The organism is Sphingobium sp. RC1 (assembly GCF_059738765.1).
The window spans coordinates 140,809-164,941 of record NZ_AP027307.1; the positions used below are offsets into that span (position 1 = coordinate 140,809).

Here is a 24,133-nt window from a genome sequence, read left to right on the forward strand (position 1 = left end):
TGTAGCACCTCCCGTCTTGGCCCGGATCAGCCATGTCCCTCGACTGCGAGCCCCGCGAGCATCTCGGCCAACATTTCAATATTATCGACATCGCCTTGAAGTGCATCGTTCAGCGCGCATTCCACCTTGGAAGCCATGAAACGCGAGGGGCCTGCATATGCGAGAGTCCAGGTCAGAAATCGTCGAACCTCATAAGGTCCAGCGGCAAGCGTTCGAACATCCTCGTGACGGGAATCTCGAAGGATGCTTTGTTTAAGTTCGGCGATGGCAGCCGGCGAACCTTCAAGATATTGCGAGAAGCGCTGCCCGGTGAACATAAGCGCCCCTGTCACGCCTAAAGACCGGTTTCGCGGTATCGAGCTGTTAACGATCTCTCGCACATGATCATCGGCCTGCAGGGGCTCTAACCGACTTGTGCTTATATAAAACCATCTGTCGAACATCCTATCGCTATAGGACATCTGTACAAAAGGAGTAAAGGCGAGGCGCGTGGTGGGGACCGTTTAGTACGCCTCGCCTTTCCCGGTGGCCCTCCCTTGGGGGAGGAAAGGACCGATCGAAGAACCCCCTTTTGCCGATTCGTGGTTAACAGGCAATCAGCGCCACCATCGTAAAAATACGACATGGGGCAGCGCCTATTCCTTAGACTTGCAGCCCTAGCGCCCCTCCCAAAATGGGAGGTCTGCCATGTTTGAACAGAAAATCGAGGCGTTCAGGACCGATGGCGACGGCGCGGATCTGCGCCGTCATGCTCGTCGGACTGTGTTCAAATCAGCTTTGCTTTACCCCGTACTTGAAGAAGCCAGCTTGTCGATCACGAATGTCTCGAGCCAAGGCCTGAGCGGCCGGAGCGCACTCACTTTAGGCCTGCGCGACCAGGTGCATGTCAGTTTCAATACATTGGATTACCTCACCGCCGAAGTCCGATGGACGAACGGCAGCCAGTGCGGTTTGCTGATGGAGGAGCCGCTGCTTTGGCTTGGCGGGCATGAAACTCTGATCGATCAACTGGCGCCCGCCGATCAACCAAGAGAGTCTCGTGTCTCGGTGGACATGTCCGCTACGCTTGTTACGTCAGCGCCGGCGATGGTCGGGACGATCCGAAATCTGTCGATTGAAGGGATGATGATAGAGGCCGGTGGCCTCAGGGAAGGTATCAGGCTGCTGGTTAGAGCGGTTTTCGATCAGTTTGGATCATAGCCGCACGAGCTGAAGTAGTTGGCACATTCGGCGGGCTGGAAGATGTCCACGAGCCTGCCGATGAGGCCCCACAGGCCGCTGACGGTGCGCTCACCTGCTTTTCGGAGCATGGCCTTGAGGCGAGAGAAGGCCTTCTCGATCGGGTTGAAGTCGGGGCTGTAGGGCGGCAGGAAGCGCAGCGCTGCCCCTGCCGCCTCGATCCGGTCGCGGACAGCGGGGCGCTTATGGCTCGACAGATTGTCCATGATGACGACGTCGCCAGGCCGCAGCTCCGGTACGAGAACCTGCGCGACATAGGCTTCGAACCAGTCACCGTTGATCGGACCGTCCAGCACCATCGGCGCGACCATGCCACTCATGCGGAGGCCCGCGACGAGCGTGGTGGTCTTGCGATGGCCATGCGGGTATCCCATCCGCAACCGCTCGCCTCTGGCACAACGGCCGTGACTGCGGGCCATGTTGGTGGCGGTCCACGTCTCGTCGATAAACACCAAGCGTTCCGGCTCCAGATCGACCTGGTTCTCGAACCAGTCGTGGCGCTGCCTCAGGACGTCGGGGCGGTCTTGCTCGATGGCATGCCCAGTCTTTTTTTGCGCGTCATGCCTCGTCGGGCGAAGAAGCGGTGCAGCCCGGCAACCGACACCGTCAGGCCCGCTTCGGCCAAGGCAATGCGCAGTTCTTCGAGCGAGATGTCCTTGCGCGCCTCCCACAAGGCCAGGATATCGGCGGCTCGCTCCTCCACTCGGCGGGATCGCATGTCGCCGCCTTGCGGCTTGGGAGCGAAGGCGCCGGTTTCCAGACGCTGCGCCTGCCAGCGAATGGCTGTCGATGGCGCAACCCCAAAGCGCGCCGCCGCTCCTCGGCAACTCAGCCCGCCATCAATCGCCGCCAGAAGCCGCGTGCGCAAATCCATCGACAGAGGGTGACCCAGCCATGCCGGCCTCCTTCACCAGCACAGATTCTGAATCACAAATCAGACCGGAGGGAAATCCCTCATCGATTCAAAACGGTCGAAAACCGCTCTAAAAGCCGCGGTCGGGGCATTCGCATGGGCCGGGTGCAATGGTCGAGCGGCGGCATGGCGGGAATATTCTTTGAAAGCGGGATTTAGAGAATAGGGCTCAATTTTCCCGCAACCAAATCTGCAAAACGGCGTTTAGCGCAAAGGGGGGAGATCAGTCGTTCACAATGAGCGCAAAATGTTCTGTTTTCATCGTCGTGGGCGACGCTGGCATACGCCGTAATCTGGTCGCAATGCTTCGTGCCGAGCAGTATGACGCGACGCCATTTGCGGCCGGTAGCGACTTCCTCGAAGCTCTGACCCACCTTCCTCCTGGCGTCGCAATCGTGGAACTTTTTCTCCCGGACAAAACGGGCATCGAAATCCTCACGCAGCTGGTGTTTGAACGGAAAGATATCGCTGTGATAGCCACATCGGCCCATGCGAATATTCAAATAGCAGTGCAAGTCATCAAGCAGGGCGCGGATGATTTTCTTGAACAGCCTTTTTCTAAGACGCTTCTTCTGGAGACGGTCGAGCAAGCTTCGACCCTTTTGCTCTCTCGATCAGCACTACAGAAGGAGAAAGACCGTGCCGAAGCTTGCCTTCAAAAACTGACCAAGCGAGAACTCGACATTCTTCGCTCCCTTGAACTGAACAAGAGCAATGAAGCCGCAGCCGTTGAACTCAATCTTAGTATCAGAACAATAGAGACATACCGGACACGTATCATGAAAAAATGCGGCGTGACCAGATTTGCTGACGCAATTTCTCTTTTCTCCATGTCTCATCGAGGAAGATCTCTCTGAGCCTAAGCCGCGATCCGTTTTCGCCATTCACAATAGATTTCGTCTGGGTCGAAAGCGGACTGAATTTGATGGGCGGACACCCTTCATATTGCTCTTTGATATCCGGCCATTTTTTGTTCGCCCGAACCACAAGATCAGGCGATTGGGCTGTCTCGATAGCGATCGCCAGAGCTTCCCGCGCATGGCGCAGATCGGCTTCCGTCGGCTGCCGCGACACGCTCCGCGGGATCTGTCCCTTATCCGGACAAATAGTGGACGTGTGGCGACTTGGCCCTATGCTGCACCATGAAGTGCCGGGGCACGAGCTGCTCCTCCAACTAAAAGCCGTCCTGCACCCGTTATCTCACGATGCGGCGCGCTCATCACTTAATGCACCATCCAGGTTGCACAACACGATAGCAGGATGCTCGCAACCATGTTTCCGCTGATTATGATTGATGGCGTCGGCTTCCGCCTCGGCGAATGTAAGCCGATCGGGTCCGGCCCAGAAGAAATGACCCGCTTCACATGCCGCATACCAGGAAGAGGAGTTGATGTAAGCGCGATAGATTGCGGCCTTTTCCGGTGTCGCGAACGACCGATTTGAGATAGGCATCCATACCTCCACGCCCGGCAATTTGTATATTGCCATGGCGAAAGCATGACCGTCGCCACGCATCGAAGTATTGCCTTCGAATCAACTGCTCAGGTAGCCAAACTATACTCACCATCCTTTTCGGCGTGCAAGTCGTCAGTCGAAAATTGATTGAGGAAATTCGGGTGTGCTAACCGAGTCTGCGGTTTTACCCCTTCGGGATAATTGATCCGCTCGTGGTTGATGCACACTTCATATCCGGCGACCCAAACTTGCTTCGTCTCCAACCGGAGAGAGAGGCTTTTGGAGCCGTACTCGCGGTGCCCCAACTTTCCCCGCTGGAGCACCGCGAGATCCGGTGTTGTTATCCGGCCTTGCCTTAAGCGGCCTCCACCCTCATCCCATGCTGTGCTTCAGCGCGCTGGCGCGGTCATGTCCCGCTTTCACCGACTGGTAGGCCCGCTCCACCACTGAGCGGGATAATGGATCAAGATCAGTTTCCTTCAGCGCGGCTTCGAACTTGCCCTTGATGTAATCTTCGCCGCGTTGGACCTCCTGAATGATTGCCTTGTCGTCCTTACCAGTGAAGGCCTGCTTCAAGTCCATGAATGTCCGGTGGGCTGCAGCGAGGAAACTACTGTCGTCTTCCGGGTTGCCGCCGAGCCGCCTCACCTCCGCCTGGAGAGCGGTTGCCACTTCACTGCGCTCGCGCGCGAAGTCCGCAAACATGGCGGAGAATTGGGTGCTTTCAGCGTCCTGCGCCGCGTCCTTGAACCCTTTCATGCTATCCAGCGTCGTCTTGATGAGATTGTTCAACGTGCTGATCGTGCTTTCAGTGCTCATGGCAATCTCCTTGCGTTGGACCCTTCCAACGGCCGCCGCAACGGAAAGGTCCGAAACAGGTTCAGTGCCGGAGAAGTAAGAAGCCCTGATCGCTGAATTTCCCTGTGCGGCGGCAGTCCTGTCACCATCAACTTGGGATCAGATGGGTTATTTCCAGGTCAGCAACGATGGGACGCTGGTCGTGTTCGCTGACGGCCGACAGCTGGAACTTTTAGGAAAGCTATGTGGCGGTGGCCGAGGTGGTGAACACCGAACGGCAGGCCGGTCGCTGATCATAAAGGCGTTGTTTCACGGCCTCGCCACAGGTTGCGCGCGCTTTTCAATACGGCCGCCCAGGGTTGAGGCTGCTAATCGGTATTGGTGTTTAGGTAGTCAGAGACCTGATCAACGCCGTTGCCGACCTTCTTGACCGCCGCTTCCAGTGCGCGCGCGAGACGCTGAATCGGTTGGTCCAATATTGCACTTCGTAATCTTCGCTAAGCGAGATGCGGTTGGCATCCTGCGGACCTTTGCGTGTTTTGTCGTCAGCCATGGTACACCTCCGCTGGTACAACGCCCGATCGTTCGGCGGTTTCCCGCTAGAGCAATGGAAGGGCTGCCGTGTCGCTGCCTGGCCTCCGGAGCCACGGCGTGCTTCTATGCTCAATCGTGGGTCGATCGGCAGGATAAGGCCGGTCGAAGCGATACAGATCCTCTAATGGTGCTGCCACAATCCCGCCACCCATGCCGCAATGGGGGCGCTGCGATCCCGCAACATGCTCGGCTCCGCCAATAGGGTTAGCAGCTGTCGCGGCACTGGAGATGCGCGCCGACCCTATCAGAACGCCAGACTTGTTTGCACGGGTTTGGTGAATATCTCCTCGATCGTGAAGAAATGCGCAGGGGGCGTCAGCAGCATATCAGTTTCAGACACCCTGTCATCCAGCCACCGCATGACCTGCCGGCGCTGGATGATTGCGCCGTGCCGCTCCTGATAGCGCATGACCTCCGGATTCGCGTCCACCGTGATGATGCGGTAGCTGACCGGCCAGTCGCCCATCGCAGGTTCCCAAATGGCCGCGAGATAGAAGAAGTTGCCATCCTCCAGGCGCACGCGAAATTTCTTCTCGCCATTGCGAATATGAAATTCCGACGCCGGCACCAGGCAGCGGTTGGTGGGGAATGTGCGCCCTTCCGAGCGGATGAACTCATAGCGGATGCCATCGCTGAAGCGCGGGTTGGAACCCCAGGCCGCCTCGATCATCTCAATTTCTTGGACGTCATCTGGATTGCGCCGGATGATGGCGCGGCGGCTTCCGAGCGCGTCGGAGTCAAAAGGGGTGGCATTCGAGTCCATAATGAGAACATACAAGGAACATGAGAAAGGGGCAAGCGCTGGCGGGAAGGACGAGCGATGTGCAACGACTATAGACTGGAGGTCGATATCGCCTCGATCGCCGAGGACTTCGAGGATCTGAAGATCAAGATCACAATGCCCGAGGGCAAGCCCAACGTGCCCGCGCGGCAGGACATCAAGATTACCGATGTTGCGCCGATCGTCCGATCCATCGAGGGGGATCGCGGATCAGGCGAGCTGGTCAACCGGCGTTGGAGCTGGCCAGGTCCCAAGGGCAAGCCGGTCTATAATTTCCGCTCGGAAGGACGCGAGTTTACCTCCAACCGCTGCCTCATCCTCGCCGACGGCTTTTACGAGTTCACTGATCCCGTCGAGCCCAGGCAGAAGCGACTCGACAAATGGCTGTTCACCATGGCCAATCACCGCTGGTTCTGCATCGCGGGCATTTGGCGGGAGAGCCCCAAAGGCGAAGCCTTCACCATGCTCACCATGGAGGCAGGCCCTGATGTCGCGCCCTACCATCACCGGCAGATCATCCCCTTGACGCGCGATCGATGGGCCGACTGGCTCGATCCGGCAGTCCCTGCTGCTGACATGCTGCGCTGGCTGCCGCAAGGCAGCCTGCCGGTTACCCAGGTGTACGGCACTCCGCCAGCCCAGGGAGCACTGATCTGATGACCAACGATGCCACCCTCGCCCGCTTCGTCGAGGCCCAGGCGAACAGCTACGCAACCGCTCTGGCCGAGATCCGCGCTGGAGCGAAGCGCTCGCACTGGATGTGGTTTGTCTTCCCGCAGCTGCGTGGTTTAGGGCAAAGCCCGACCGCACATTATTACGGGATTGCTTCGCTTGACGAAGCGCGTGCCTATCTCGATCACGACCTGCTCGGCCCTCGCTATCGCGAATGTGTCGAAGCACTGCAGCAGCTGCAGGCCAAGGATCCGGTTGCCGTGTTCGGCGGCATCGATGCGATGAAGCTGCGCTCATCCCTCACCCTGTTCGAAGGGGCGGCGCCCGATCCGCTGTTTGCTGACGCGCTTGATCGCTGGTTCAACGGAGAGCGGGATACTGCAACCCAGCACATGCTGGCGCGCTGAGCGGTGCAAGAACAAGGCCCGTAAAAACAGGATTCAACCCGCTTGACGAATCTTGTCGCGCTGGAACATAAAGGGAACATCTGAGTCGATATGATCCCATGGCCTGCCTTGCTTCCTCCTCTGAACCGCGCCGGACCGCGCCACTTGCTGCCCTGCTGGCTGAGCTGGCGCAGGCGCGCGGCGAACGCGGGCCTGCCCTGCCCTTCGGCATAGCCGCGCTTGATGAGCGGCTTGCCGAGGGCGGGCTGGATGGCGCGGCATTGCACGAGGTCGCGGCAGCTTGCCCGACGCTCAATGATGATGCGGCGTCCACGCTGTTCGTCGCTGGCATAGCGGCGCGCTTCGCGTCCAAACAGGGTTTCACCGTCTTCTGGGCCGTCACCAGGTTCGACCTCTATGCACCGGGGCTTCAACAGGTGGGACTTGGTCCAGACAAGCTCCTCTACGCCCAAGGCACAAGCGACAGCGCGGTGCTCGCCATGGCGGAGGATGCGCTGCGCGATGGGTCGCTCGCCTGCGTTGTCGCCGAGGTGAAGTCGGCTGACCAGACAGCGACCCGTCGGCTTCAGCTGGCCGCTTCCGACGGAAAGACGCCGATGCTGCTGTACCGCCGCCACCGCGCCCGCGACCACTGCCCGTTGAGCGGGCTGTCGGCCGCCATGACCCGCTGGCGGATTGGCTGTGTGCCTTCGCCCCCCCTTCCCCACCCCGGAGTCGGACGCGGGCGCTGGTCGGTCGAGCTGGTCCGCCAGCGGAACGGCAATCCCTTTTCCCTCGAACTGGATGCGTGCGATGCCCAGGGTCGCCTCGCTCTACCTGCCCCAGCTCGCGATCGAACGGCTCCGCCGGGTCGAGCGCCTGGCGCAGCTGGAGCGGCCAGTCAGGCGGCCTGAGGCCGCGACGTCGCTGGCTCCTCGCTTTGCCGCGCCCATCGACGACAGTCCTGGAGCCTGCTCGGTGCCCCGCGGCGGCGGGTGGCGGCCGGGTGCGCGCTGGGCACGGGAGGACGGGCAACGGCCAAGCCAAAGCGAGATAGACGCACTGCCTGCCCACCAGCGCCCGACCATGCGCGAGATGGGGCGCCGCAGCGAGGCGGCCGAACATCCATTCAGGGCCATGCCGGCCGATGAAGGCGGCGCCAGCGTTTGCTTGGCGCCAGCGCTCAGCTGGAAGAGCTTGTGGGGTAAGCCGACGATCTTGGCTTCCCGGACGGGACAGCGCGATGTGGTAACCGCCGCCTGCCCGGTGGCGCTAGGATTATGCCTGCGTCCCGGCATGGCGGCCGCTCATGCCCGGGCGCTGGTGACCGACCTCGATGTGCGAGACGCCGATCCCGACGCCGATCGCGCCTGGCTCGACCGGCTCGCGCTCCATGCGGTCAGCCATTGGACGCCAACCGCCTGCCTATCGGGGAGCGATGGCGTTTGGCTGGACCTTACCGGCACCACCCACTTGTTCGGCGGCGAGGCGCGTTTCTGCAAACGTCTGCTGCGCTTCCTTGAGCGGCTGGGCTTTACCGCCAGCATCGCTGTCGCGGGCACGCCGGGCGCTGCCCATGCACTGGCGCGCTATAGCGGCCAAGCCATCACGCGGCTGCCGCCCGGCGCTGAAGCCGAGGCGATTGCGGACCTGCCGCTCGCAGCGCTGCGGCTTGAGCCTGAGGCGTTGGCGTCCGCCGCCCGTTTTGGGCTGGAGCGGATCGCGGATCTCTACCCGATGCCGCGCGCGCCTCTGGCCAAGCGCCTCGGGCTGGCCACCGTCCGCCGCCTCGATCAGGCGCGCGGGTTGGTTGCTGAGCCGATCGTCCCGGTCGTGCCGTTCGAAGCACCGCGGGTGGAGCGGCAGCTGCTTGAACCGATCGGCACGGCTGAAGCCATCACCCAGGTCATCGGCGATCTGGTCGATGATCTTGTAGTCCAGCTTCAGGAGAGAGGTCTCGGGCTGCGAGCCGCCCATCTCACCTGCCAAATCGTTGATGGCAGCGAGCAGCATGTGGCGATCGGTACGTCGCGCGCGACGCGAGAGCCCAAGCATTTAAAGCGCATGCTTGGTATGCGGGTCGAGCGGATTGATCCACGGCTTGGCATAGAAGCGATGAGCCTGACCGCGCCGCGCGTCGAGGCACTTAAAGCGCAGACGCTGGAGGCTGGTCTTGGCACCAGCGACAGGCCGCCGGACATTGCACCTCTGATTGATCAGCTCGCCGGAAGGATTGAGCCCGACGCGCCGTTCCGCCTGTCGTCCCAAGAGAGCGATGTCCCCGAGCGCGCCGTTCAGCGGGTCGAGGCGCTGGCAAAACCTTCAGGCTGGCCGGCATGGAAGCGGCCGGTGCGCATGCTGAAACGGCCGGAACTGCTCTCCCATGTGGTGGCGCTGCTCCCCGATCATCCGCCGCGCCGCTTCACCTGGCGCGGCACCGCCTACCGCGTGGTCGCGGGCGATGGCCCGGAGCGGATCCACGGCGAGTGGTGGCGCAATGACAAGGAGCTCTGGGCCGTGCGGGACTATTTCCGGGTGGAGACGCAAGGTGGTGAGCGCTTCTGGCTGTTTCGCCGCGGCGATGGCGTAAATGAGCAGACCGGCGACTTGAGCTGGTACATGCACGGGATGTTCGGCTGATGGCCCGCTATGTCGAGCTGCAGGTGACCAGCCACTTCTCCTTCCTGCGCGGCGCTTCCTCGCCCGAGCAGCTGTTCTCGGCCGCTGCCTTGCTTGGCCACAAGGCACTTGGCCTTGCTGACTGCGGCAGCGTGGCGGGCGTAGTGCGCGGATGGGAGGCGCAGAAGGCGACCCAGGTCCGGATGATAGCGGGCACGCGCGTAGATCTCACCGACGGCCGCGCCTTGCTGCTCTATCCGACCGACCGGCCCGCCTGGTCGCGCCTGACCCGCCTGCTCTCGCTCGGCAAGGCACGCGGCGGCAAAGGCTGCTGCCTGCTCGACTGGGCTGATGTTGTGAACCATGCCGAGGGTCTGATCGCCATCCTGGTGCCGGACCTGCCTGACAGCCAGACGCTCGCCAACCTCTCCGATTTGGGAAATGTCTTTGGCCGCCGCGCCTATATGGCGCTGTCCTTCCGTCGCCGCCCGGACGATCTTGCCCGTCTCCACGGGCTTGATGCCATGGCGCGTCAGGCGGGCGTGCGCAGTGTCGCTACGGGGGAAATCCTCTATCACACGCCCGAAGCGCGGCCACTGCAGGACGTCATGACTGCGATCCGCGCGGGGACCACGATCGATGAGCTCGGCTTCAGGCGCGAGCGTTACATGGACCGCAACTTGAAATCGCCGGAGGAGATGGAACGGCGCTTCGCCGCCTTTCCTGACGCGATCCAGGCCAGCGCTGACATCGCCGCTGCGTGCCGGTTTGATCTGGGCGAAATCCGGTATCAATATCCCTATGAACAGGTGATGGAAGGCCGCACCGCGCAGGAGGCGCTGGCGGCGCTAACGAGCGAAGCTGCCGCCAAGATGTTTCCCGATGGTCTGCCCGAGGCCTATCGCAAGCAAATCGCGCACGAGCTGCGGCTGATCGATCAGCTGGGCTATGCGCCCTATTTCCTGACCGTCCATGCGATCGTCGCGGAGAGCCGACGGCGCGGCATTCTCTGCCAAGGGCGCGGCTCGGCGGCGAACAGCTGTGTCTGCTTCATGCTCGGCATCACCTCGATCGATCCCATCAAGCATGAGTTGCTGTTCGAGCGTTTCGTCTCAGGCGAACGCAAGGAGCCGCCGGACATCGATGTAGATTTCGAACATGAGCGGCGTGAGGAAATCATCCAGTGGATCTATGAGACCTATGGCCGCACCCGCTCGGCGCTGACCGCGGTGGTCACCCGCTACCGTACGCGGGGCGCGGTGGCCGAGGTCGGCAAGGCACTGGGCCTGCCGCGAGATCTCACCAAGATGCTGACCGGCCTTGTCTGGGGCTGGTCGATGGACGGAATATCCCGGGAGCAGATTGAGAGCCTCAATTTGAATGCCGATGATCATCGGCTGAAGCTCACGCTGGAGCTGTCGCGCCAGCTGATCGGCACGCCGCGCCATCTCTCGCAGCATCCCGGCGGGTTCGTGCTGACCCAGGACCGGCTGGATGACCTGGTGCCGATCGAGCCCGCGCGGATGGAAGACCGGCAGATCATCGAATGGGACAAGGATGATATCGATGCCCTCAAGTTCATGAAGGTCGATGTGCTGGGCCTCGGCATGCTCGGCTGCATGAACCGCGCCTTCAATCTGCTCGACGAGCATAAGGGCATCGGGATCGGCTTGGCCGATCTCCAGGAGGATGATCCCGCCGTCTATGCGATGATCCAGCGTGCTGACACGCTGGGCGTCTTCCAGATCGAGAGCCGCGCGCAGATGTCGATGCTGCCGCGGATCAAACCGAAAGAGTTTTACGATCTGGTCATCGAAGTGGCGATCGTTCGGCCGGGTCCAATTCAGGGTGACATGGTCCATCCCTATCTACGCCGCCGGGAAGGCAAGGAAGTACCGGAATATCCCAAGGAGGAACTGAAAGCCGTGCTCAAGAAGACGCTGGGCGTGCCGCTCTTCCAGGAGCAGGCGATGAAGGTGGCGATCGTCGGCGCGGGGTTCACGCCCGCCGAGGCCGACCAGCTGCGCCGCGCGATGGCGACGTTCAAGCTGACGGGCGGGGTCAGCCATTTTTACGACAAGCTGGTCAATGGCATGGTCTCGCGCGGCTACCCGAAGGACTTTGCCGAACGCACCTTCAAGCAGATTGAGGGTTTTGGCAGCTATGGTTTCCCCGAGAGCCATGCGGCGAGCTTTGCCAAGATCGCCTATGCCTCCTCCTGGATGAAGCATCATCATCCCGATGTCTTCTGCGCCGCGTTGTTGAACGCCCAGCCCATGGGTTTTTACGCCCCGGCGCAGATCGTGCGCGATGCCCGCCAACATAGCGTGGAGGTACGGCCGGTCTCGATCAACCACAGCCACTGGGACTGCACGCTGGAACCAGCGCGTGGCCGCTACAAGGCGGTGCGGCTTGGCTTCCGGCAGGTGCGCGGCCTTGCTAATCTTCATGGCGCGGCGATCGTCGCCGCGCGTGGTCCAGCGCCATTCCAAAGCGTTGAAGAGGTCTGGCGCCGCGCACGTGTGCCGCGCGTCGCGATCGAACGCCTTGCCGAAGCAGATGCCTTTGCCTGCATCGCGCAGGACCGGCGGCAAGGTCTGTGGAAGGTCAAGGGCCTTGGCGAAGCCCCCCTCCCCCTCTTTGCGGCGGCTGACGAGCGGGAGGGGAAATTCTCGGCCGAAGGTTTTGAGGCTCACGTAGCGCTGCGGCCGATGACCGAAGGGCGCGAGGTGGTGGAGGATTATCGCTCGCTCCAGCTATCGCTGCGCGCGCACCCACTGAGCTGTCTACGGTCGCAGCTTCACGCCATGAACATCGTGCGGTGCGCTGATCTTCGGTCGATCCGCGACGGGCGCAATGTCGAGGTTGCGGGTGTCATCCTGGTGCGGCAACGTCCAGGGTCGGCCAAGGGCGTGCTCTTTGTCACGATCGAAGATGAAAGCGGTGTGGCGCAGGGCATTCTCTGGCCGAGCAAGTTCGACATCTACCGGCGGCAGGTGATGTCAGCGTCGATGATCGCCATGCGGGGCAAGCTGCAAAAAGAGGGTGAGGTCGTCCACATCATCTGCGACCGGATCACCGATCATGACGCGATGCTCCGCTCGGTCGGGCGCACGGACTTCAGCGTAGTCCCAGGGCGCGGCGATGGCGCCAGCCATGGCGGCGGACCTGATCCTCGCGATCCTGAATTTCCCAGCGGTCGCACTTTGTCGTCACCGCCGTTCATGGCTGCTGTCGAGCCAGAGCAAATCCTCCCCATCCGCAGCCATGATTTTCACTGACTCTCGATGAAACAATTACCGTCAAGACACAGATGTTTATCGTGAGGAATAGATGTTTGATATTACAAATTCAGCCCACCAACCGCTGAATCTTTCAATCGTTTTCCGAAGGGCAGTCCGGATCAACCAATAGGAGAAACGGCTTTATGTTGAGCCCTTCTGCTATTCTCTCAAGGTTGTCGATCGAGACATTCCGCTCGCCGCGCTCAACCGCGCCGAAATAGGACCTGTCCATTTCGATGTCGTAGGCAAAATCCTGCTGGCTCGTACCGATATCCTTTCGGAACCGGCGAACATTGGCCGCGACAATGTCACGGAGCCGTCCAGGGTGGTTGCGTTTCACACTTCACAATTCACCTGATAGATGATTATAAGGCGACGGGTTTTAAGCATCAATTCACCCGGCCCGGCTATTAAGAGTCTACCAAGCGAAGTGAGATTTGCGCATGAACAGCCACCTGCCTGTCGGCCGACTGGCCGCATATCTCGAAGCCCTGTCACGAGAGCAGGTGTGGTTTGCGATTCTGGCTGCGACCTCACTTGTTGCATGGCTTGATTTCAGGTTGCCATCCGCTGGTTTCGCAACCGCCTACATCCCGGTGATCTGTGGCGCCTGCTGGGGTCTTGGCGTTCGAGAAGGCTATTTGGTTGCCGCGACCTCTGCGCTCCTCAGCGTCAGCTCATCGCTCATTCCTCCGACAGAATTAAGCGCTCTCGCCCTGGCGGTTGTTATCCGGGTTGCGGCATTCCTATTCCTTGCCGCCACCATCAATAGCTTCCGACGCTCCTACGACCGAGAACTGTTTCACGCCCATCATGATCCGATGACGCGAACACTCAATAAGGAGGTCTTCCACAGCCGCGCGCGCAAAGTAATCCGGGATGCGGCGCACACTCGCCAAATTCTGCTCCTCATCGTCCTCGACCTGGACGATTTCCGGTCCGTTAATAGCATGGGTGGACACCGAGCGGGCGATGAGGTGATACGGAATTTTGCCGAAGGCATTTCGGCTCTTATGCGCCGCGAAGATCTTGTAGGGCGCATCGGAGGGGATGAATTTTCTCTGTTGGTGCGAGTGCCAACGATCGCCGAAGGATCGCATTTCGCCTACAGCGTTCACGATCGCCTCTCTGCAGTGCTTTGCCGCGGGCGATACTCGGTGACCTGTACTATGGGAGCGTTGCTGATCCCTTCAAATGTCCCGCGGAACTGCAGCGAATTGATGCATGCTGCCGACCAGGCGCTGTATCGGGCTAAGGCAGCTGGCAAAAATGCTGTCGAAATCGTCACGGCCGGGGATCAGCCAACCGACGCCATAGCGACGCAGCGCGCGATCTCTGCTCTGACGGGTGATCTATGACGGACACACAGGCCCTCGCCCAGCGCGCGATTAAGCTTATGAACGAAGCAATCATTCTCTTGGATGCAGCTGGAGAGGACATTGCCGCCGCCCGATTGCAGGCGGCAATTGACACGATCAGGCATCCGCCAACGAGCCCTACGGATCCAATGCCGGAAACTTAGGCTAAGAGCATTACCGATTTTCGGTTCAACCTGCGCCGCTACCAATCTCCGCCGGTGCGCAGGTCGTGCCTGATCCTGCTACGGCCACCTCTACATCCCAAGCCCCTGCGAGCGGCCGGATCAGTTGCCCGACTTGTCAGTAGGTCGATCGACAAGCGCCACCTGAACGGGAGCTAAATCGGCCATTCAGGAAACGGCCAAGGTGAACAGGCCAAAGCCCCATAACAATCAGGGAGACTGTCATGGGGTTCAAAAAATTCACGCTGGCCCTTTCCTTCGCGGCGACGCTGTTTGGGGCGATCCCATCAGTCGCGATGGCGGATAACGGACGGCATCGCGGGTGGCACAAGCACCATGACCGCGACGGCTATTACGATCGCCGCTACTATCGCGATGACCGGCCGCGCTATGTGCGCCGCGATTGCAAGACCAGCGGCACCACTGGCCTGCTGGTTGGGGCGGCCGCCGGCGCGTTACTTGGCCGGGCGGTAGCTACGCGCGGCGACCGCTTACCCGGCACCATCATCGGTGGTGGCGCGGGCGCGCTGATCGGCAAGGAGATTGACAGCAAGCGCCGCTGCTGACCCGTTTACTGGACACAGCCACAGCGGGCAGAGCGTGCATAAGCGCTAAGGTCAGCACGCCTGCCCGCGTCGGCGTCTAAATATTGGTCAATGATCGCGGCGACGGCCGACGGATAGGCAGAGGCCCAATGTCCGAGCCCGTGCAGCGCTGCTTCCTGACAAGCAATGTTGGCCTGGCTAAGGATGCGTTTCCTTGAGCGGTAGTCGCCTGCGGAATGACAAATCTTCCGAGACAATTGGTCAACCTTCTCAGATTGTCAGCCCGCGTCGCCTCGGATAAGGCCTCTGGCCAAGAAATTAGCCATGCCGCAAGCCAGTCGTATCCCCTCCCTCCAGGACCTAACGGTCCATTCGCCCCTATCTAAAGCGGGAGGGACGGCCACGTCTGTCGCAGTGGCGCCCAACTTCCCGAGGCGCCTCTCTGTCTGCCTAGTTAAAGCTGCGTTGATGCCAGCCTGCTGGTCCCTTGTCGTGGCTGGGGTGTAGTGGCACCCTCCGAACCGGAGGGCATCGCCTTCCTCCCTCCGCGCGACCCCCCGACCGGTCAGCGTTACCGCCTGTCCCTCAACAAGGTTGGTCAGGAACTGGAAAATTATCTGCCTTCGGCTCGCGCGGAGGCGGCAGGCCGAATCGACAAGCTCATGAAGCAAGGCGCTCCAGAGAGCCAGATAACATATGCACGGGCGGAACTGACTTACCTGGAACACAGCCGCGGCCCGGTCTATCAGACGCAGTTGCTCAGGCAGCTGGGGCAACGCGACGTCGACGCCGTTATTACAGCGCAGCAGACGCCGCTCGAGCGCGTGCGCGAAATTGGAGCCGCCTTGAGCACGCGTCTTAAAAGCCAGCAACCTGCGCTGGTTCAGCGCGGCATTCGGGCGTTGGAACAGGGCATGTCCGAGAGCTCAGGCCCTGAAACCGGCTCTCCAATCGGCAAAGGGGTGGAAAGCGGTGCCGTTTCGCGCAAGACGCAGAACCCTGCGCCTGCACCACGGGATAAAGGTCGCAGTCGGTAACGGTGGGGCTGTTGTTCGCCGACGTCATCTATACTCGACCCGAACAGCCGTCGCGCGGAAGCTGCGCTCGCGTGACGGCCAATTGGCGCATGGCATCAAAGTCCTGAGCCCATAGACCCCGCCGTTGGCGCGCTGCTTCCTGCATCAGCTTGACATAGGCTCCCCCTGAATAGCGGCGATAATCCACCGCATAACCCTGCGCCACCATGGTCGCCGCGACGCTCGCCTTGTTCGCCCTGAAACGGCAGGAGAGATTCAGTCTTCCGAAACTGGTCGCCCGACCGCCGCAACTTCCCCCCTGCACCACGGTGAAATCATAGAGGCTGCGGGCACATTCCAAACCACTATCTCGCGCAACCAGGGCTTTGAGGGCGAGCGTTGATACGGCTTTGAGCGCGGGTCGATCTTCATCCGGGGCATCGACCCCGACTATCCTCACCCGGGATCCGCTCACATCGAGCGTATCGCCGTCAACCACTCTGGGCTTTGGGTCGATGAGCCGCAATGACGCGATCTGTTCAACCCGGTCCTTCTGCGCTGCCAGCGCATAGACCGAGACGGCTCCGAACATGATGGCGATCATCACACGCTGATGCTGCGGAAATGTGGCCAGCAATTTCATCGCTCCCTAATCTCCCGAAGAAGATCGTTCCAGTCGCCGTCATGGGGCGGCAGCTTGACGAGCAACTCACGGCCATTGGCCGTCAAATGTGGCGTGGCGCGTGCAACGGCCCGTTCCGCCTCTGCCCCGTGCTGGCTGTAGATGATGATTTGGTGGACGCTCTCGGCTATGGACAGAGTCTGGTAACGCTCGATGCCGAGCACTGGCCAAACGAACGTGCCTGGCTCCAGCATGTTCATCACGCTCGCGGCATCTTCGACCCCTTCCGCTAACCGCAGCACACCATCGCTAGGGATGCCACCCCACCGCACGGCGCCGCCACCAGGATGCCCGAGCAAGCGTTTAGGCTTCGAGATCGCGGCTTTACCGCTTCCATCTGCCGTCAAAAATGTCCGATGGATCGCCACAACACCGGCATCCTCCTCGACAGGAACCAGCAGCGCCGGCGCGAAGCGCTTTTCCTTGCCGGCTCCATATTGGCATTGCGGATCGTAGCGCGCCGTAATTCCATCAGGTAAAATGGACCGCCCGCGCAGATAGTGCTCGGCAAGACTGCCGGCAAAAGGATCGGCATATCGCCACAGGGACATGGCGAGCTTGTTGAAGTCGCCCTTCCCTTGGCTGCTCCGGCGCCCTGGATCGTGATGGCGGCCAGCGAAGGCGGGGATCGTGCGCAAAGCGTCGATAATCGCGTCGGACGTGCAGCCTGCAAAGCAATGGAACAGCACCGCTCTTGTCCCCACGCGGACCGAAAGACTGGGATCGCCATCAGCATGCGCGGGACAGCGGCACATGGCATAATCGCCCTGCCACTTGCCTCCAAGCTGCCGAACAACGCGGTCGGCATCGCGCGTGAGAGCGTCAGATTTGAGTCCGCTCACTGGACCTCCTTCCAGTTGCCCCCTACCCTACACCAACGACGAAGATACAAAAGCAGCGAAATAAGTATAAATCACTTCAGGGAAGAAATGGAACTTGAACTCATCCTCGAACGAGAACTGACCTCCCTGCGCCCCGTGGCAGGTGTGCTTACCGACGTTCAGCTGCATCAAAGGGACAGCGACGGCAAGTGGTACATCAACGTTCGGGCGAGCTGGCGCGGCGCAGCCGCTTACCATGTCGGTCACTATGATAAAAAGAAATTGCGTTTATATTCAAAGGTTTCATCTGCCATTAGGCATATCATTCTTTCCTATGACCATCATGCCCTAATCTCGGTCAACCCATCGCCGCTGTGGAACGATCCGTCGCGTTTTTGAGAGCGAATCTCAATAAACCCATGACTTTGGTCCAAACTGGTCCGGAAACTGGGCTAGGCAGCCAAGTGATTGCGATCTAAGCTCATTTTCACTTTATAGGTGAAATCATGCGAAATCGCTTGTTCGATTCCGTAGCTGCGCTGATGATGGTTGCAGCTATCGGCCACGTCACGCCTGCAAAAGCTGCCGATAGCAGTTGGGCCTGCCAGGTACTTCTATGCGCCAGCAATCCCAGCGGCTTGATGCAATATTCTGAATGCGTGCCGCCAATCCGCAAGCTGGTACGCTCGCTTGCTTTCGGCGGCGGGTTCCCGACCTGTAGTGCCGCAGGGGTGAAGGCCGCCAGATACATCAAGCCAGATAATGGTCGGCCGGGCAGGGTCATCATGACCATGACCAATGGCAGCCGCACAACCTACGCCATTCCCAGCGAGGCTGAAGTCGCGCAGGCTGAGGCCGCAGCGCCCTTGGGGCATGCGCAGTGATGCAATTTACGACCGCTGCCATTTTGGGGATTGCTGCACAATGCGCCCCCGGCGTTGCTCCCTCCACGATCGCCGCGGTGGTTCACACCGAGAGCAAGGGTTATCAGTTCGCGCTCAATGTGAATGGCGTGGCGCGCCAGCCTGTGCGCCCAACCAGCGCGGAAGCGGCCGCCAAAGTCGCTCGCGCTTATATTGCCCGCGGCTATTCGGTCGATCTTGGTCTTGGCCAAATCAATTCGCGGAACATGGCAGCGCTCGGCCTTTCCTGGGCAAGCGTTTTCGATCCATGCACCAACATCAATGCGGCCGGCAAAGTCTTGGCAGGTAACTACCACCGCGTGAGCAGCGGAAGATTGCCGCAAGAGGCCCTGCGCGTAGCGCTCTCGATGTACAATACTGGGTCGCAGACCCGTGGATTTCGCAATGGCTATGTCGGCCGCGTGCTGAACAACGCTGGCATATCCAGCGGTGTGGCCGCTGTGAGCTATAGTCCTGAACCGCCATTGTCCGCCAGGCCTGAAGCGGCTGTGCTGCCGCGGAAGATGCTGGCCGATCTCGCCGCCGAGAATATCGGCAAGACTGAGGAGGCGGCAGCAACCCATGCGCCGCCCCCCACATGGGATATCTTTGCGCGCGCCGCTTATGAAAGCCGGCCCGCTTTTTAGAAACAGGAGGAGTTAATGCACCTTGTGGCAACCTTGCGCTCATCATCGCAGTCCCTGCGCGCGAGCGTCCAGCATCGTCTCGCAGCGATGTCGCCTGAACACCAGAAGATAGCGGCGATCGCGGCGGGTTTGGCGGTCGCGGGCGTTGTGGCATTGGTCACCCCTGATCCCGCCTTTGCCCAATCCGCCAATCTGGAGGGCTTCGCTAACAATGTCCTAGGGCTGCTCAGCAGCGGTCTGCTGCGGGCGCTTGCCATTATCGCAGTGATCATTGCTGGCGCGGGTTGGCTTATGGGACGGGTGAACACGGGCGGCTTGGTTACCGTGATCATCGGCATCGCCATCATCTTTTCGGCGCCCTGGATCGTCGACCAGATTGCAGGTTCTGCCTGACACTGAGCCCGCCCGGCCAGTCGCCGGCTGGTCATGACATGCAAGATGGAGGATTCGTTGGTAGAGGAACGGGAAGAGATCGCACGCGACACGCTGTTCCTCGGCCTCACTCGGCCCGCCCTCTGGGCAGGCATCCCGATCGAGGCAGCCGTGCCCATCCTCCTTATGTCAGCGATCGTCCTGATCGGGACCAACAATCCCGTTTATGCGCTGGTGATGGCGACCGTCAGCTATGGGCTCGCCCGATTGGTCGTCCGGCAGGACGTCAATGCCTTTCGGCTGATGTTCCTGTTTTTCCGAACCAAGGCTGCCAATCGCAATCGCGTCTTCTGGGGCGGGTCGAGCTACACGCCCCTGCCGCTGAAGGGCATCGCTCGAAAGGGCTTTGGTCGTCATGAATAAGCCGGTCCGCCTTTCTGCACAGGTACCGATGAAGGTGGCCCTCAAAGAGGTGCTGCCCACAAAATTTTTGCCTTATGCCCGGCATGTCAATGACGAGATGGTCATGCTCGATTCCGGCGCCATGATGCTGAGCTTCGAGCTTCAAGGCCGCGCCTTCGAAACCGCTGACGTCCGCGACCTGAATGACTGGCATGGCAAGCTCAATGGCATGCTGCGCAACCTGGCGGATGACCGGCTTTCGATCTGGACCCATTTGGTGCGCGCGCGGGTGGAGCAATATCCCGGCGGCAATTTTCGCTCGAAATTCGCGCAGGATCTCGATGCTGCCTATTTCGCGCGGATCAATCGCGAGCGGATGTTCATCAACCGCTTCTTCGTGACCCTGCTGGTCCGGCCCGCAGCGCACGGCGCGGACAAGCTGATCCAGCTTTTCCGGTCGAAGGCGGCAGCAAATGCGGATGCCGATGCGATGGATCAGGATCTTGTCGAGTTCCTGGAGGACAAGGCCCATGATTTTGAGAAGCTGATGGCCCGATGTGAGCCGCGCAGGCTTGCAATTTATGGGCATCGTGGCCTCAAATTCTCCGAACCGCTGGAGGTTGCCGAGATGGTAATGACTGGCCGCCATCGCCGCGTGCCTATCATTCGCGGCCATCTGGGGAGTGCGCTCTATCGCCAGCGTGTCATCTTCGGCGGCGAGACCGTTGAAGTGCGTGATGCCGATCGCAGTTCCTTCGGCGGCATTTTCGGTATCCGAGAATATCCCGCCTACACGACGCCCCGCCAGTTCGAGGCACTACTCGCGGTTGATTTCGGCTTTGTCCTCACCCAGTCCTTCACCTTCCTGGGGCGCGCGACTGCGGCCGAGCGGTTCCGCCTGCGCCAGCGGCAGATGGAGAATGCCGACGATCGAGCGATCAGCCAGATGCACGATCTGGTCGATGCGGCAGACGATCTCATGTCCAATCGCTTCGTGCTGGGCGACCATCATTTCACGCTGGCCGTTTATGGCGATAGCCTCAAGGCGCTGCGCGACCATATGTCGATCGCCCGCGCCGCTCTTGCTGACACCGGCATGGTCGCCGCCCGCGAAGGCGCGGCGCTGGAAGCGGCCTATTGGAGCCAGCTCGTCGGCAATTTCGCCTGGCGCGCGCGGCCAGCGCCAATCACCTCACTCAATTTCGCTGCCTTCGCCCCCTTCCACACCTATCCGGCGGGGCGCGCGGAGAATAACCACTGGGGCGACGCGATTGCGCTGCTCAAGACCAGCGCGCGCAGCCCCTATTTCTTCAGCTTCCACAAGCGCGATGTCGGTCACACGATGGTGATTGGGCCGACCGGCGGCGGCAAGACCGTGCTGGTCAATTTCCTCATGGCACAGGCCGAGAAAACGGGCGCACGCCAGATCTTCATCGACAAGGATCGGGGTGCGCAGATTTTCGTGGCGGCGAGCGGCGGCACCTATCTGACGCTCGCCAACGGCATGCCGACCGGCTTTTCCCCCTTGAAGGCGCTTGCCGACACGTCAGAGGATCGCGCCTGGCTGTCGCTATGGATCCGGCAACTGGTGCGCGTTGATGGGCGCCCAATCTCTGTCGCCGAGGAACGGCGGATCGACGAGGGCATCGCCGCCGTCATGAAGCTTCCGCCCGCCGCGCGTTCGCTCGATGCGCTGCGAACAATGCTAGGCATGGCCGACGATAGCGGCGTCGGAGCCCGGCTGGAGAAATGGACCTCACGCGGTTCCCTGGGCTGGGTCTTCGACAATGACGAGGATGAAATGCGGCTCGACGCCCGATTCATCGGCTTCGACATGACCGATTTCCTCGAAAACGGCGACATTCGCACGCCACTGATGCTCTATCTCTTCCATCGCATCGACAAGATGCTGACCGGCGATCGCACGATCATCGTGATCGATGAATTCTGGAAGGCGCTGGGCGACGGTGCCTTCCGCAGCTTCGCACAGGACGGGCTTAAAACATACCGTAAGCGCAACGCACTCATGGTGTTTGCCACCCAGTCGCCAGCCGACGCGCTCAAAAGCGACATCAGCCATTCCATATTGGAACAGGTGGCCACCAAAATCATGCTGCCCAACCCCAACGGACAGCGCCGTGACTATATTGATGGCTTCTCCATGACGGAGGCGGAGTTTGCCCTGATCCGTGAGGAACTGTCGCCTGAATCGCGCAAATTCCTGGTGAAGCAGGGCCATGACTCGGTTGTCGTCGAGCTGGACCTTTCTGGCCTGGATAATGAGCTGGCGGTGCTGTCTGGCCGGGCGGAGACCACCGCTCTCGCATGCGAGGTCATTGCCGAACATGGTCCTCAGCCATCTGCATGGCTTCCGATCTTCCACCAGCGCCGGCGCGCAAGCTGAAGGAGAGTTTTATGGCGTCTTACAGGTTGAGGCATCTATTGGCTGGGGCATCGCTCCTCGCCTTTGCAGGCACTGCGCAGGCGCAGGGCATTCCAGTCACGGACACGCGCAGCCTCTTCCAGCAACTGGAGCAGGTTCGGCAAGGCGTCTCGATGTTGAAGCAGGGCGCAGCCCAGCTTCGCCAAGCGCAAGACCTGTATCGCGACATCAACAAGGCAACCGACATCGGGAGCGTTGCAGGTAGCCTTAGGACCGACGCAATGCGCGAACTCAACGTGTCGTCATCGAGCCTCGACGGATATGCCAGCGGCGACCTCAATGTGATCGGGCGGCTGCGCGGTCGGTCCGACAGCGTGTTTCAGGGATTGATGGACCAGCTATCGCCGGACGCGTCATCTGACATACGGGCAAACTATGAAACGGGTGCGCGGCGAGCGGCCGTAACCGCAGGCCTGGCAGGGTCGGTCGGGGACTCAGTTACGAGCCGGCGCGAGGGGCTGGAAGAACTCCGTTCCCGGCTCGGCAGCGCCACTTCCGCCGCAGAGCGCGCGGACATGAGCGCAAGGCTTCAGCTGGAACAGGCGCAAATGACCAACGACATGATGGCCCTTCAAGCTGTGGACCTGCAACGTCGTGCCAAGGCTGAAGCTGACTACCAAAGCTATACAGCACAACGGCAAAAGCAACTTGCGAACCTCAAATCCCAGGCAGGCATAGACTGATGCGATACACCAATGCTTTGACAGTTTTATCGGTGACGACGTTGCTGGCTTGTACGCCGTCTGAAAAGCAGCAGACTGGAGACGATCTCAGGTCAGACCTGCCACTTCGCTCAATTAAATACCTTGCCGAAAATCCCAAGGAAGCTGGGGAGGTGGAAGCAATGTGCGAAAAATGGAAATCTTCCCAACGGCCAGTTTCGAGCTGGCCTCCCGTTGTCGCAGAAAACTGTAACAATGCCAACGCAGCGCGATACCGCAATCTTCAGACAAAGCAGCGGGAAAACATGAAGAAGCAGATCGGCATTTAACGCAAACGGATTTTGAGAGATGAATTTCCCAATCTTTGAAAACATGATGGACGCAGTAAACGGAGCCCTGACTGGGATCATCGGACTGTATTCGTCTGTGATTGGGATAATTTCCGGTCCTCTCAGGGTTGGCATTACCATCTACATCATTCTGCTGGGTGGCGCGATCCTTCGCGGAGCTGTGCAATATCCAGCCCGTGAGTTCGTCTACCGTGCGCTGAAATTGGCGGCTCTCAGCTGGGCTGTAAGTTCTCTTTACGGAGCCTCGATCGGTCTGTTCACTATGAACGGCCTTCCAGGACAATTTGCCAATGCTCTCGGCGGCGCTGACGTAAATGGGTTGGGGGGATATTTCGACACACTTCTGCAAGGAGCATTCCGAGCGATTACAAAAATAGAAGAAATCGTTCAGGCCCACACTGACGCAGCAGGTGTCAATCTGGTCGGGTTACCCAACAACTTCGTTGAGATCATCTTAGCCGCTTTCGCAAATTTGACGATCCTCCTCGTTGCTCTCCTGTCATGTGCGCTCGGCTTCACGATCTGCGCGTTCGCTCTTTTTGCCCTTGCCCTCCTCGCAGTTGTGGGGCCGCTCTTTGTTGCTGCACTGCTATTCGATTCCACGCGCGGTTGGTTCTTCTCGTGGCTCGGCTCCGCGATCAGCTACGTCATGCTGGTGGTTTTCGCCCTGCTGGTGACCCTCTTCATCTCGCAGACGACCGATACGTTCATAAATTCGATATCCGACGGAGACGAAGTTCTGATTGCAGCAATGAAGGCCCTGTCCTTCTACGTGCTCGGCTTTTTCTTCTTCCTGCAAATCCCAGGCCTGGCGTCCGGCTTGGGCGGCGGCGGACCGGCATTGGCAGCGCAGTTTGCCAACGCGGTCACCGCTAACTTCGTCCCCGCCGCTGGTCGCACCATGGCGAGCATTCCCATGCAGGGTATGCGCATGACCGGCGACAGTGCCCGCCGGCTTGGCGGCAGCGGCAATGGTGGCCGGGGCGGAACGCTCACCCGGACGCGATAGG

At 60.4% G+C, this 24,133-nt stretch carries 28 protein-coding genes; 19 read left to right on the top strand and 9 right to left on the bottom strand.

The window, feature by feature from the left end; genetic code table 11:
• Window positions 1-26: 26 nt before the first annotated feature.
• Window positions 27-461: a BLUF domain-containing protein gene (locus AC6JBC_RS13705; RefSeq protein WP_460989845.1), complete on the bottom strand. Its 435-nt coding sequence runs from the start codon at window positions 459-461 to the stop codon at window positions 27-29.
• Window positions 462-687: 226 nt separating this feature from the next.
• On the opposite strand from AC6JBC_RS13705, the gene AC6JBC_RS13710 reads away from it, so the two are divergent.
• The gene (locus AC6JBC_RS13710; protein WP_449470367.1) at window positions 688-1,200 is read left to right on the top strand and encodes a PilZ domain-containing protein; all 513 of its coding nucleotides are present in this window, start codon (window positions 688-690) and stop codon (window positions 1,198-1,200) included.
• Here the strand turns inward: AC6JBC_RS13710 and AC6JBC_RS13715 are convergent.
• Window positions 1,185-2,131, bottom strand: a protein-coding gene (locus AC6JBC_RS13715; RefSeq protein ID WP_449470523.1) for an IS630 family transposase whose coding sequence is annotated in 2 segments (ribosomal slippage) — window positions 1,185-1,795 and window positions 1,795-2,131 — 948 coding nt in all. Because the reading frame shifts where the segments join, the coding sequence is not laid out codon by codon here. The genes AC6JBC_RS13710 and AC6JBC_RS13715 overlap by 16 nt on opposite strands.
• Window positions 2,132-2,388: 257 nt before the next feature.
• Between AC6JBC_RS13715 and AC6JBC_RS13720 the strand changes: the two genes are divergently transcribed.
• Window positions 2,389-3,009: a response regulator transcription factor gene (locus tag AC6JBC_RS13720; RefSeq protein ID WP_449470365.1), complete on the top strand. Its 621-nt coding sequence runs from the start codon at window positions 2,389-2,391 to the stop codon at window positions 3,007-3,009.
• Between the two features lie 343 nt (window positions 3,010-3,352).
• Here the strand turns inward: AC6JBC_RS13720 and AC6JBC_RS13725 are convergent, their stop codons facing one another.
• From AC6JBC_RS13725 to AC6JBC_RS13740, 4 genes are all read right to left on the bottom strand, one after another.
• Complete coding sequence (locus AC6JBC_RS13725; protein ID WP_449470363.1) at window positions 3,353-3,667, bottom strand: hypothetical protein; 315 nt, start codon at window positions 3,665-3,667, stop codon at window positions 3,353-3,355.
• 312 nt (window positions 3,668-3,979) lie between these two features.
• Complete coding sequence (locus AC6JBC_RS13730) at window positions 3,980-4,426, bottom strand: ferritin-like domain-containing protein (RefSeq protein WP_449470361.1); 447 nt, start codon at window positions 4,424-4,426, stop codon at window positions 3,980-3,982.
• Between the two features lie 364 nt (window positions 4,427-4,790).
• Complete coding sequence (locus AC6JBC_RS13735; protein ID WP_449470360.1) at window positions 4,791-4,958, bottom strand: DUF3606 domain-containing protein; 168 nt, start codon at window positions 4,956-4,958, stop codon at window positions 4,791-4,793.
• Between the two features lie 285 nt (window positions 4,959-5,243).
• A complete protein-coding gene (locus tag AC6JBC_RS13740; RefSeq protein ID WP_460989846.1) occupies window positions 5,244-5,762 on the bottom strand; it encodes an SOS response-associated peptidase family protein in 519 nt (172 codons plus the stop codon).
• Window positions 5,763-5,819: 57 nt separating this feature from the next.
• Between AC6JBC_RS13740 and AC6JBC_RS13745 the strand changes: the two genes are divergently transcribed.
• From AC6JBC_RS13745 to AC6JBC_RS13765, 5 genes are all read left to right on the top strand, one after another.
• On the top strand, window positions 5,820-6,437 hold the full coding sequence (locus AC6JBC_RS13745) for an SOS response-associated peptidase family protein (protein WP_449470357.1): 618 nt from the start codon (window positions 5,820-5,822) through the stop codon (window positions 6,435-6,437).
• Entirely contained in the window at window positions 6,437-6,859 is a 423-nt protein-coding gene (locus AC6JBC_RS13750; RefSeq protein ID WP_460989847.1) for a DUF1810 domain-containing protein, read from the top strand. Before AC6JBC_RS13745 ends, AC6JBC_RS13750 begins: the two co-directional genes overlap by 1 nt.
• A 98-nt stretch (window positions 6,860-6,957) precedes the next feature.
• A complete protein-coding gene (locus AC6JBC_RS13755) occupies window positions 6,958-7,752 on the top strand; it encodes an ImuA family protein (protein ID WP_449470353.1) in 795 nt (264 codons plus the stop codon).
• Entirely contained in the window at window positions 7,652-9,478 is a 1,827-nt protein-coding gene (locus AC6JBC_RS13760; RefSeq protein ID WP_449470352.1) for a DUF6504 family protein, read from the top strand. The genes AC6JBC_RS13755 and AC6JBC_RS13760 overlap by 101 nt, the downstream gene beginning before the upstream one ends.
• Window positions 9,478-12,738, top strand: a complete 3,261-nt coding sequence (locus AC6JBC_RS13765) for an error-prone DNA polymerase (protein ID WP_460989848.1) — start codon at window positions 9,478-9,480, stop codon at window positions 12,736-12,738. Before AC6JBC_RS13760 ends, AC6JBC_RS13765 begins: the two co-directional genes overlap by 1 nt.
• 94 nt (window positions 12,739-12,832) lie before the next feature.
• Here the strand turns inward: AC6JBC_RS13765 and AC6JBC_RS13770 are convergent, their stop codons facing one another.
• Entirely contained in the window at window positions 12,833-13,081 is a 249-nt protein-coding gene (locus AC6JBC_RS13770; protein ID WP_449470349.1) for a helix-turn-helix domain-containing protein, read from the bottom strand.
• A gap of 103 nt (window positions 13,082-13,184) precedes the next feature.
• Here AC6JBC_RS13770 and AC6JBC_RS13775 point away from each other — a divergent pair, with 103 nt between their 5' ends.
• From AC6JBC_RS13775 to AC6JBC_RS13785, 3 genes are all read left to right on the top strand, one after another.
• A complete protein-coding gene (locus AC6JBC_RS13775; RefSeq protein ID WP_449470347.1) occupies window positions 13,185-14,099 on the top strand; it encodes a GGDEF domain-containing protein in 915 nt (304 codons plus the stop codon).
• 406 nt (window positions 14,100-14,505) lie between these two features.
• The gene (locus AC6JBC_RS13780) at window positions 14,506-14,847 is read left to right on the top strand and encodes a glycine zipper domain-containing protein (protein WP_449470346.1); all 342 of its coding nucleotides are present in this window, start codon (window positions 14,506-14,508) and stop codon (window positions 14,845-14,847) included.
• Between the two features lie 485 nt (window positions 14,848-15,332).
• Window positions 15,333-15,863 (top strand): hypothetical protein, encoded by a 531-nt coding sequence (locus AC6JBC_RS13785; protein WP_449470344.1) that lies wholly within the window; start codon window positions 15,333-15,335, stop codon window positions 15,861-15,863.
• A 28-nt stretch (window positions 15,864-15,891) separates the two neighbouring features.
• Here the strand turns inward: AC6JBC_RS13785 and AC6JBC_RS13790 are convergent, their stop codons facing one another.
• On the bottom strand, window positions 15,892-16,485 hold the full coding sequence (locus tag AC6JBC_RS13790; protein WP_449470343.1) for a thermonuclease family protein: 594 nt from the start codon (window positions 16,483-16,485) through the stop codon (window positions 15,892-15,894).
• On the bottom strand, window positions 16,482-17,366 hold the full coding sequence (locus AC6JBC_RS13795) for a DUF7146 domain-containing protein (protein ID WP_449470342.1): 885 nt from the start codon (window positions 17,364-17,366) through the stop codon (window positions 16,482-16,484). The genes AC6JBC_RS13790 and AC6JBC_RS13795 overlap by 4 nt, the downstream gene beginning before the upstream one ends.
• 87 nt (window positions 17,367-17,453) lie before the next feature.
• Here AC6JBC_RS13795 and AC6JBC_RS13800 point away from each other — a divergent pair, with 87 nt between their 5' ends.
• The 9 genes from AC6JBC_RS13800 (at window position 17,454) to AC6JBC_RS13840 (ending at window position 24,132) form a co-directional block, all read left to right on the top strand.
• On the top strand, window positions 17,454-17,744 hold the full coding sequence (locus tag AC6JBC_RS13800; RefSeq protein ID WP_449470341.1) for a hypothetical protein: 291 nt from the start codon (window positions 17,454-17,456) through the stop codon (window positions 17,742-17,744).
• Between the two features lie 143 nt (window positions 17,745-17,887).
• Complete coding sequence (locus AC6JBC_RS13805; RefSeq protein WP_498026088.1) at window positions 17,888-18,229, top strand: hypothetical protein; 342 nt, start codon at window positions 17,888-17,890, stop codon at window positions 18,227-18,229.
• Complete coding sequence (locus tag AC6JBC_RS13810; RefSeq protein WP_449470339.1) at window positions 18,229-18,894, top strand: lytic transglycosylase domain-containing protein; 666 nt, start codon at window positions 18,229-18,231, stop codon at window positions 18,892-18,894. Before AC6JBC_RS13805 ends, AC6JBC_RS13810 begins: the two co-directional genes overlap by 1 nt.
• A gap of 15 nt (window positions 18,895-18,909) precedes the next feature.
• Complete coding sequence (locus AC6JBC_RS13815) at window positions 18,910-19,287, top strand: TrbC/VirB2 family protein (RefSeq protein WP_449470337.1); 378 nt, start codon at window positions 18,910-18,912, stop codon at window positions 19,285-19,287.
• Window positions 19,288-19,320: 33 nt separating this feature from the next.
• Entirely contained in the window at window positions 19,321-19,689 is a 369-nt protein-coding gene (locus AC6JBC_RS13820) for a VirB3 family type IV secretion system protein (RefSeq protein WP_498026089.1), read from the top strand.
• A 28-nt stretch (window positions 19,690-19,717) separates the two neighbouring features.
• Window positions 19,718-22,072, top strand: a complete 2,355-nt coding sequence (locus tag AC6JBC_RS13825; protein WP_498026090.1) for a VirB4 family type IV secretion/conjugal transfer ATPase — start codon at window positions 19,718-19,720, stop codon at window positions 22,070-22,072.
• Between the two features lie 11 nt (window positions 22,073-22,083).
• Complete coding sequence (locus AC6JBC_RS13830; RefSeq protein WP_449470332.1) at window positions 22,084-22,794, top strand: type IV secretion system protein; 711 nt, start codon at window positions 22,084-22,086, stop codon at window positions 22,792-22,794.
• The gene (locus AC6JBC_RS13835) at window positions 22,794-23,102 is read left to right on the top strand and encodes a hypothetical protein (protein ID WP_449470330.1); all 309 of its coding nucleotides are present in this window, start codon (window positions 22,794-22,796) and stop codon (window positions 23,100-23,102) included. Before AC6JBC_RS13830 ends, AC6JBC_RS13835 begins: the two co-directional genes overlap by 1 nt.
• 19 nt (window positions 23,103-23,121) lie before the next feature.
• A complete protein-coding gene (locus tag AC6JBC_RS13840; RefSeq protein ID WP_426387785.1) occupies window positions 23,122-24,132 on the top strand; it encodes a type IV secretion system protein in 1,011 nt (336 codons plus the stop codon).
• Window position 24,133: the final 1 nt, after the last annotated feature.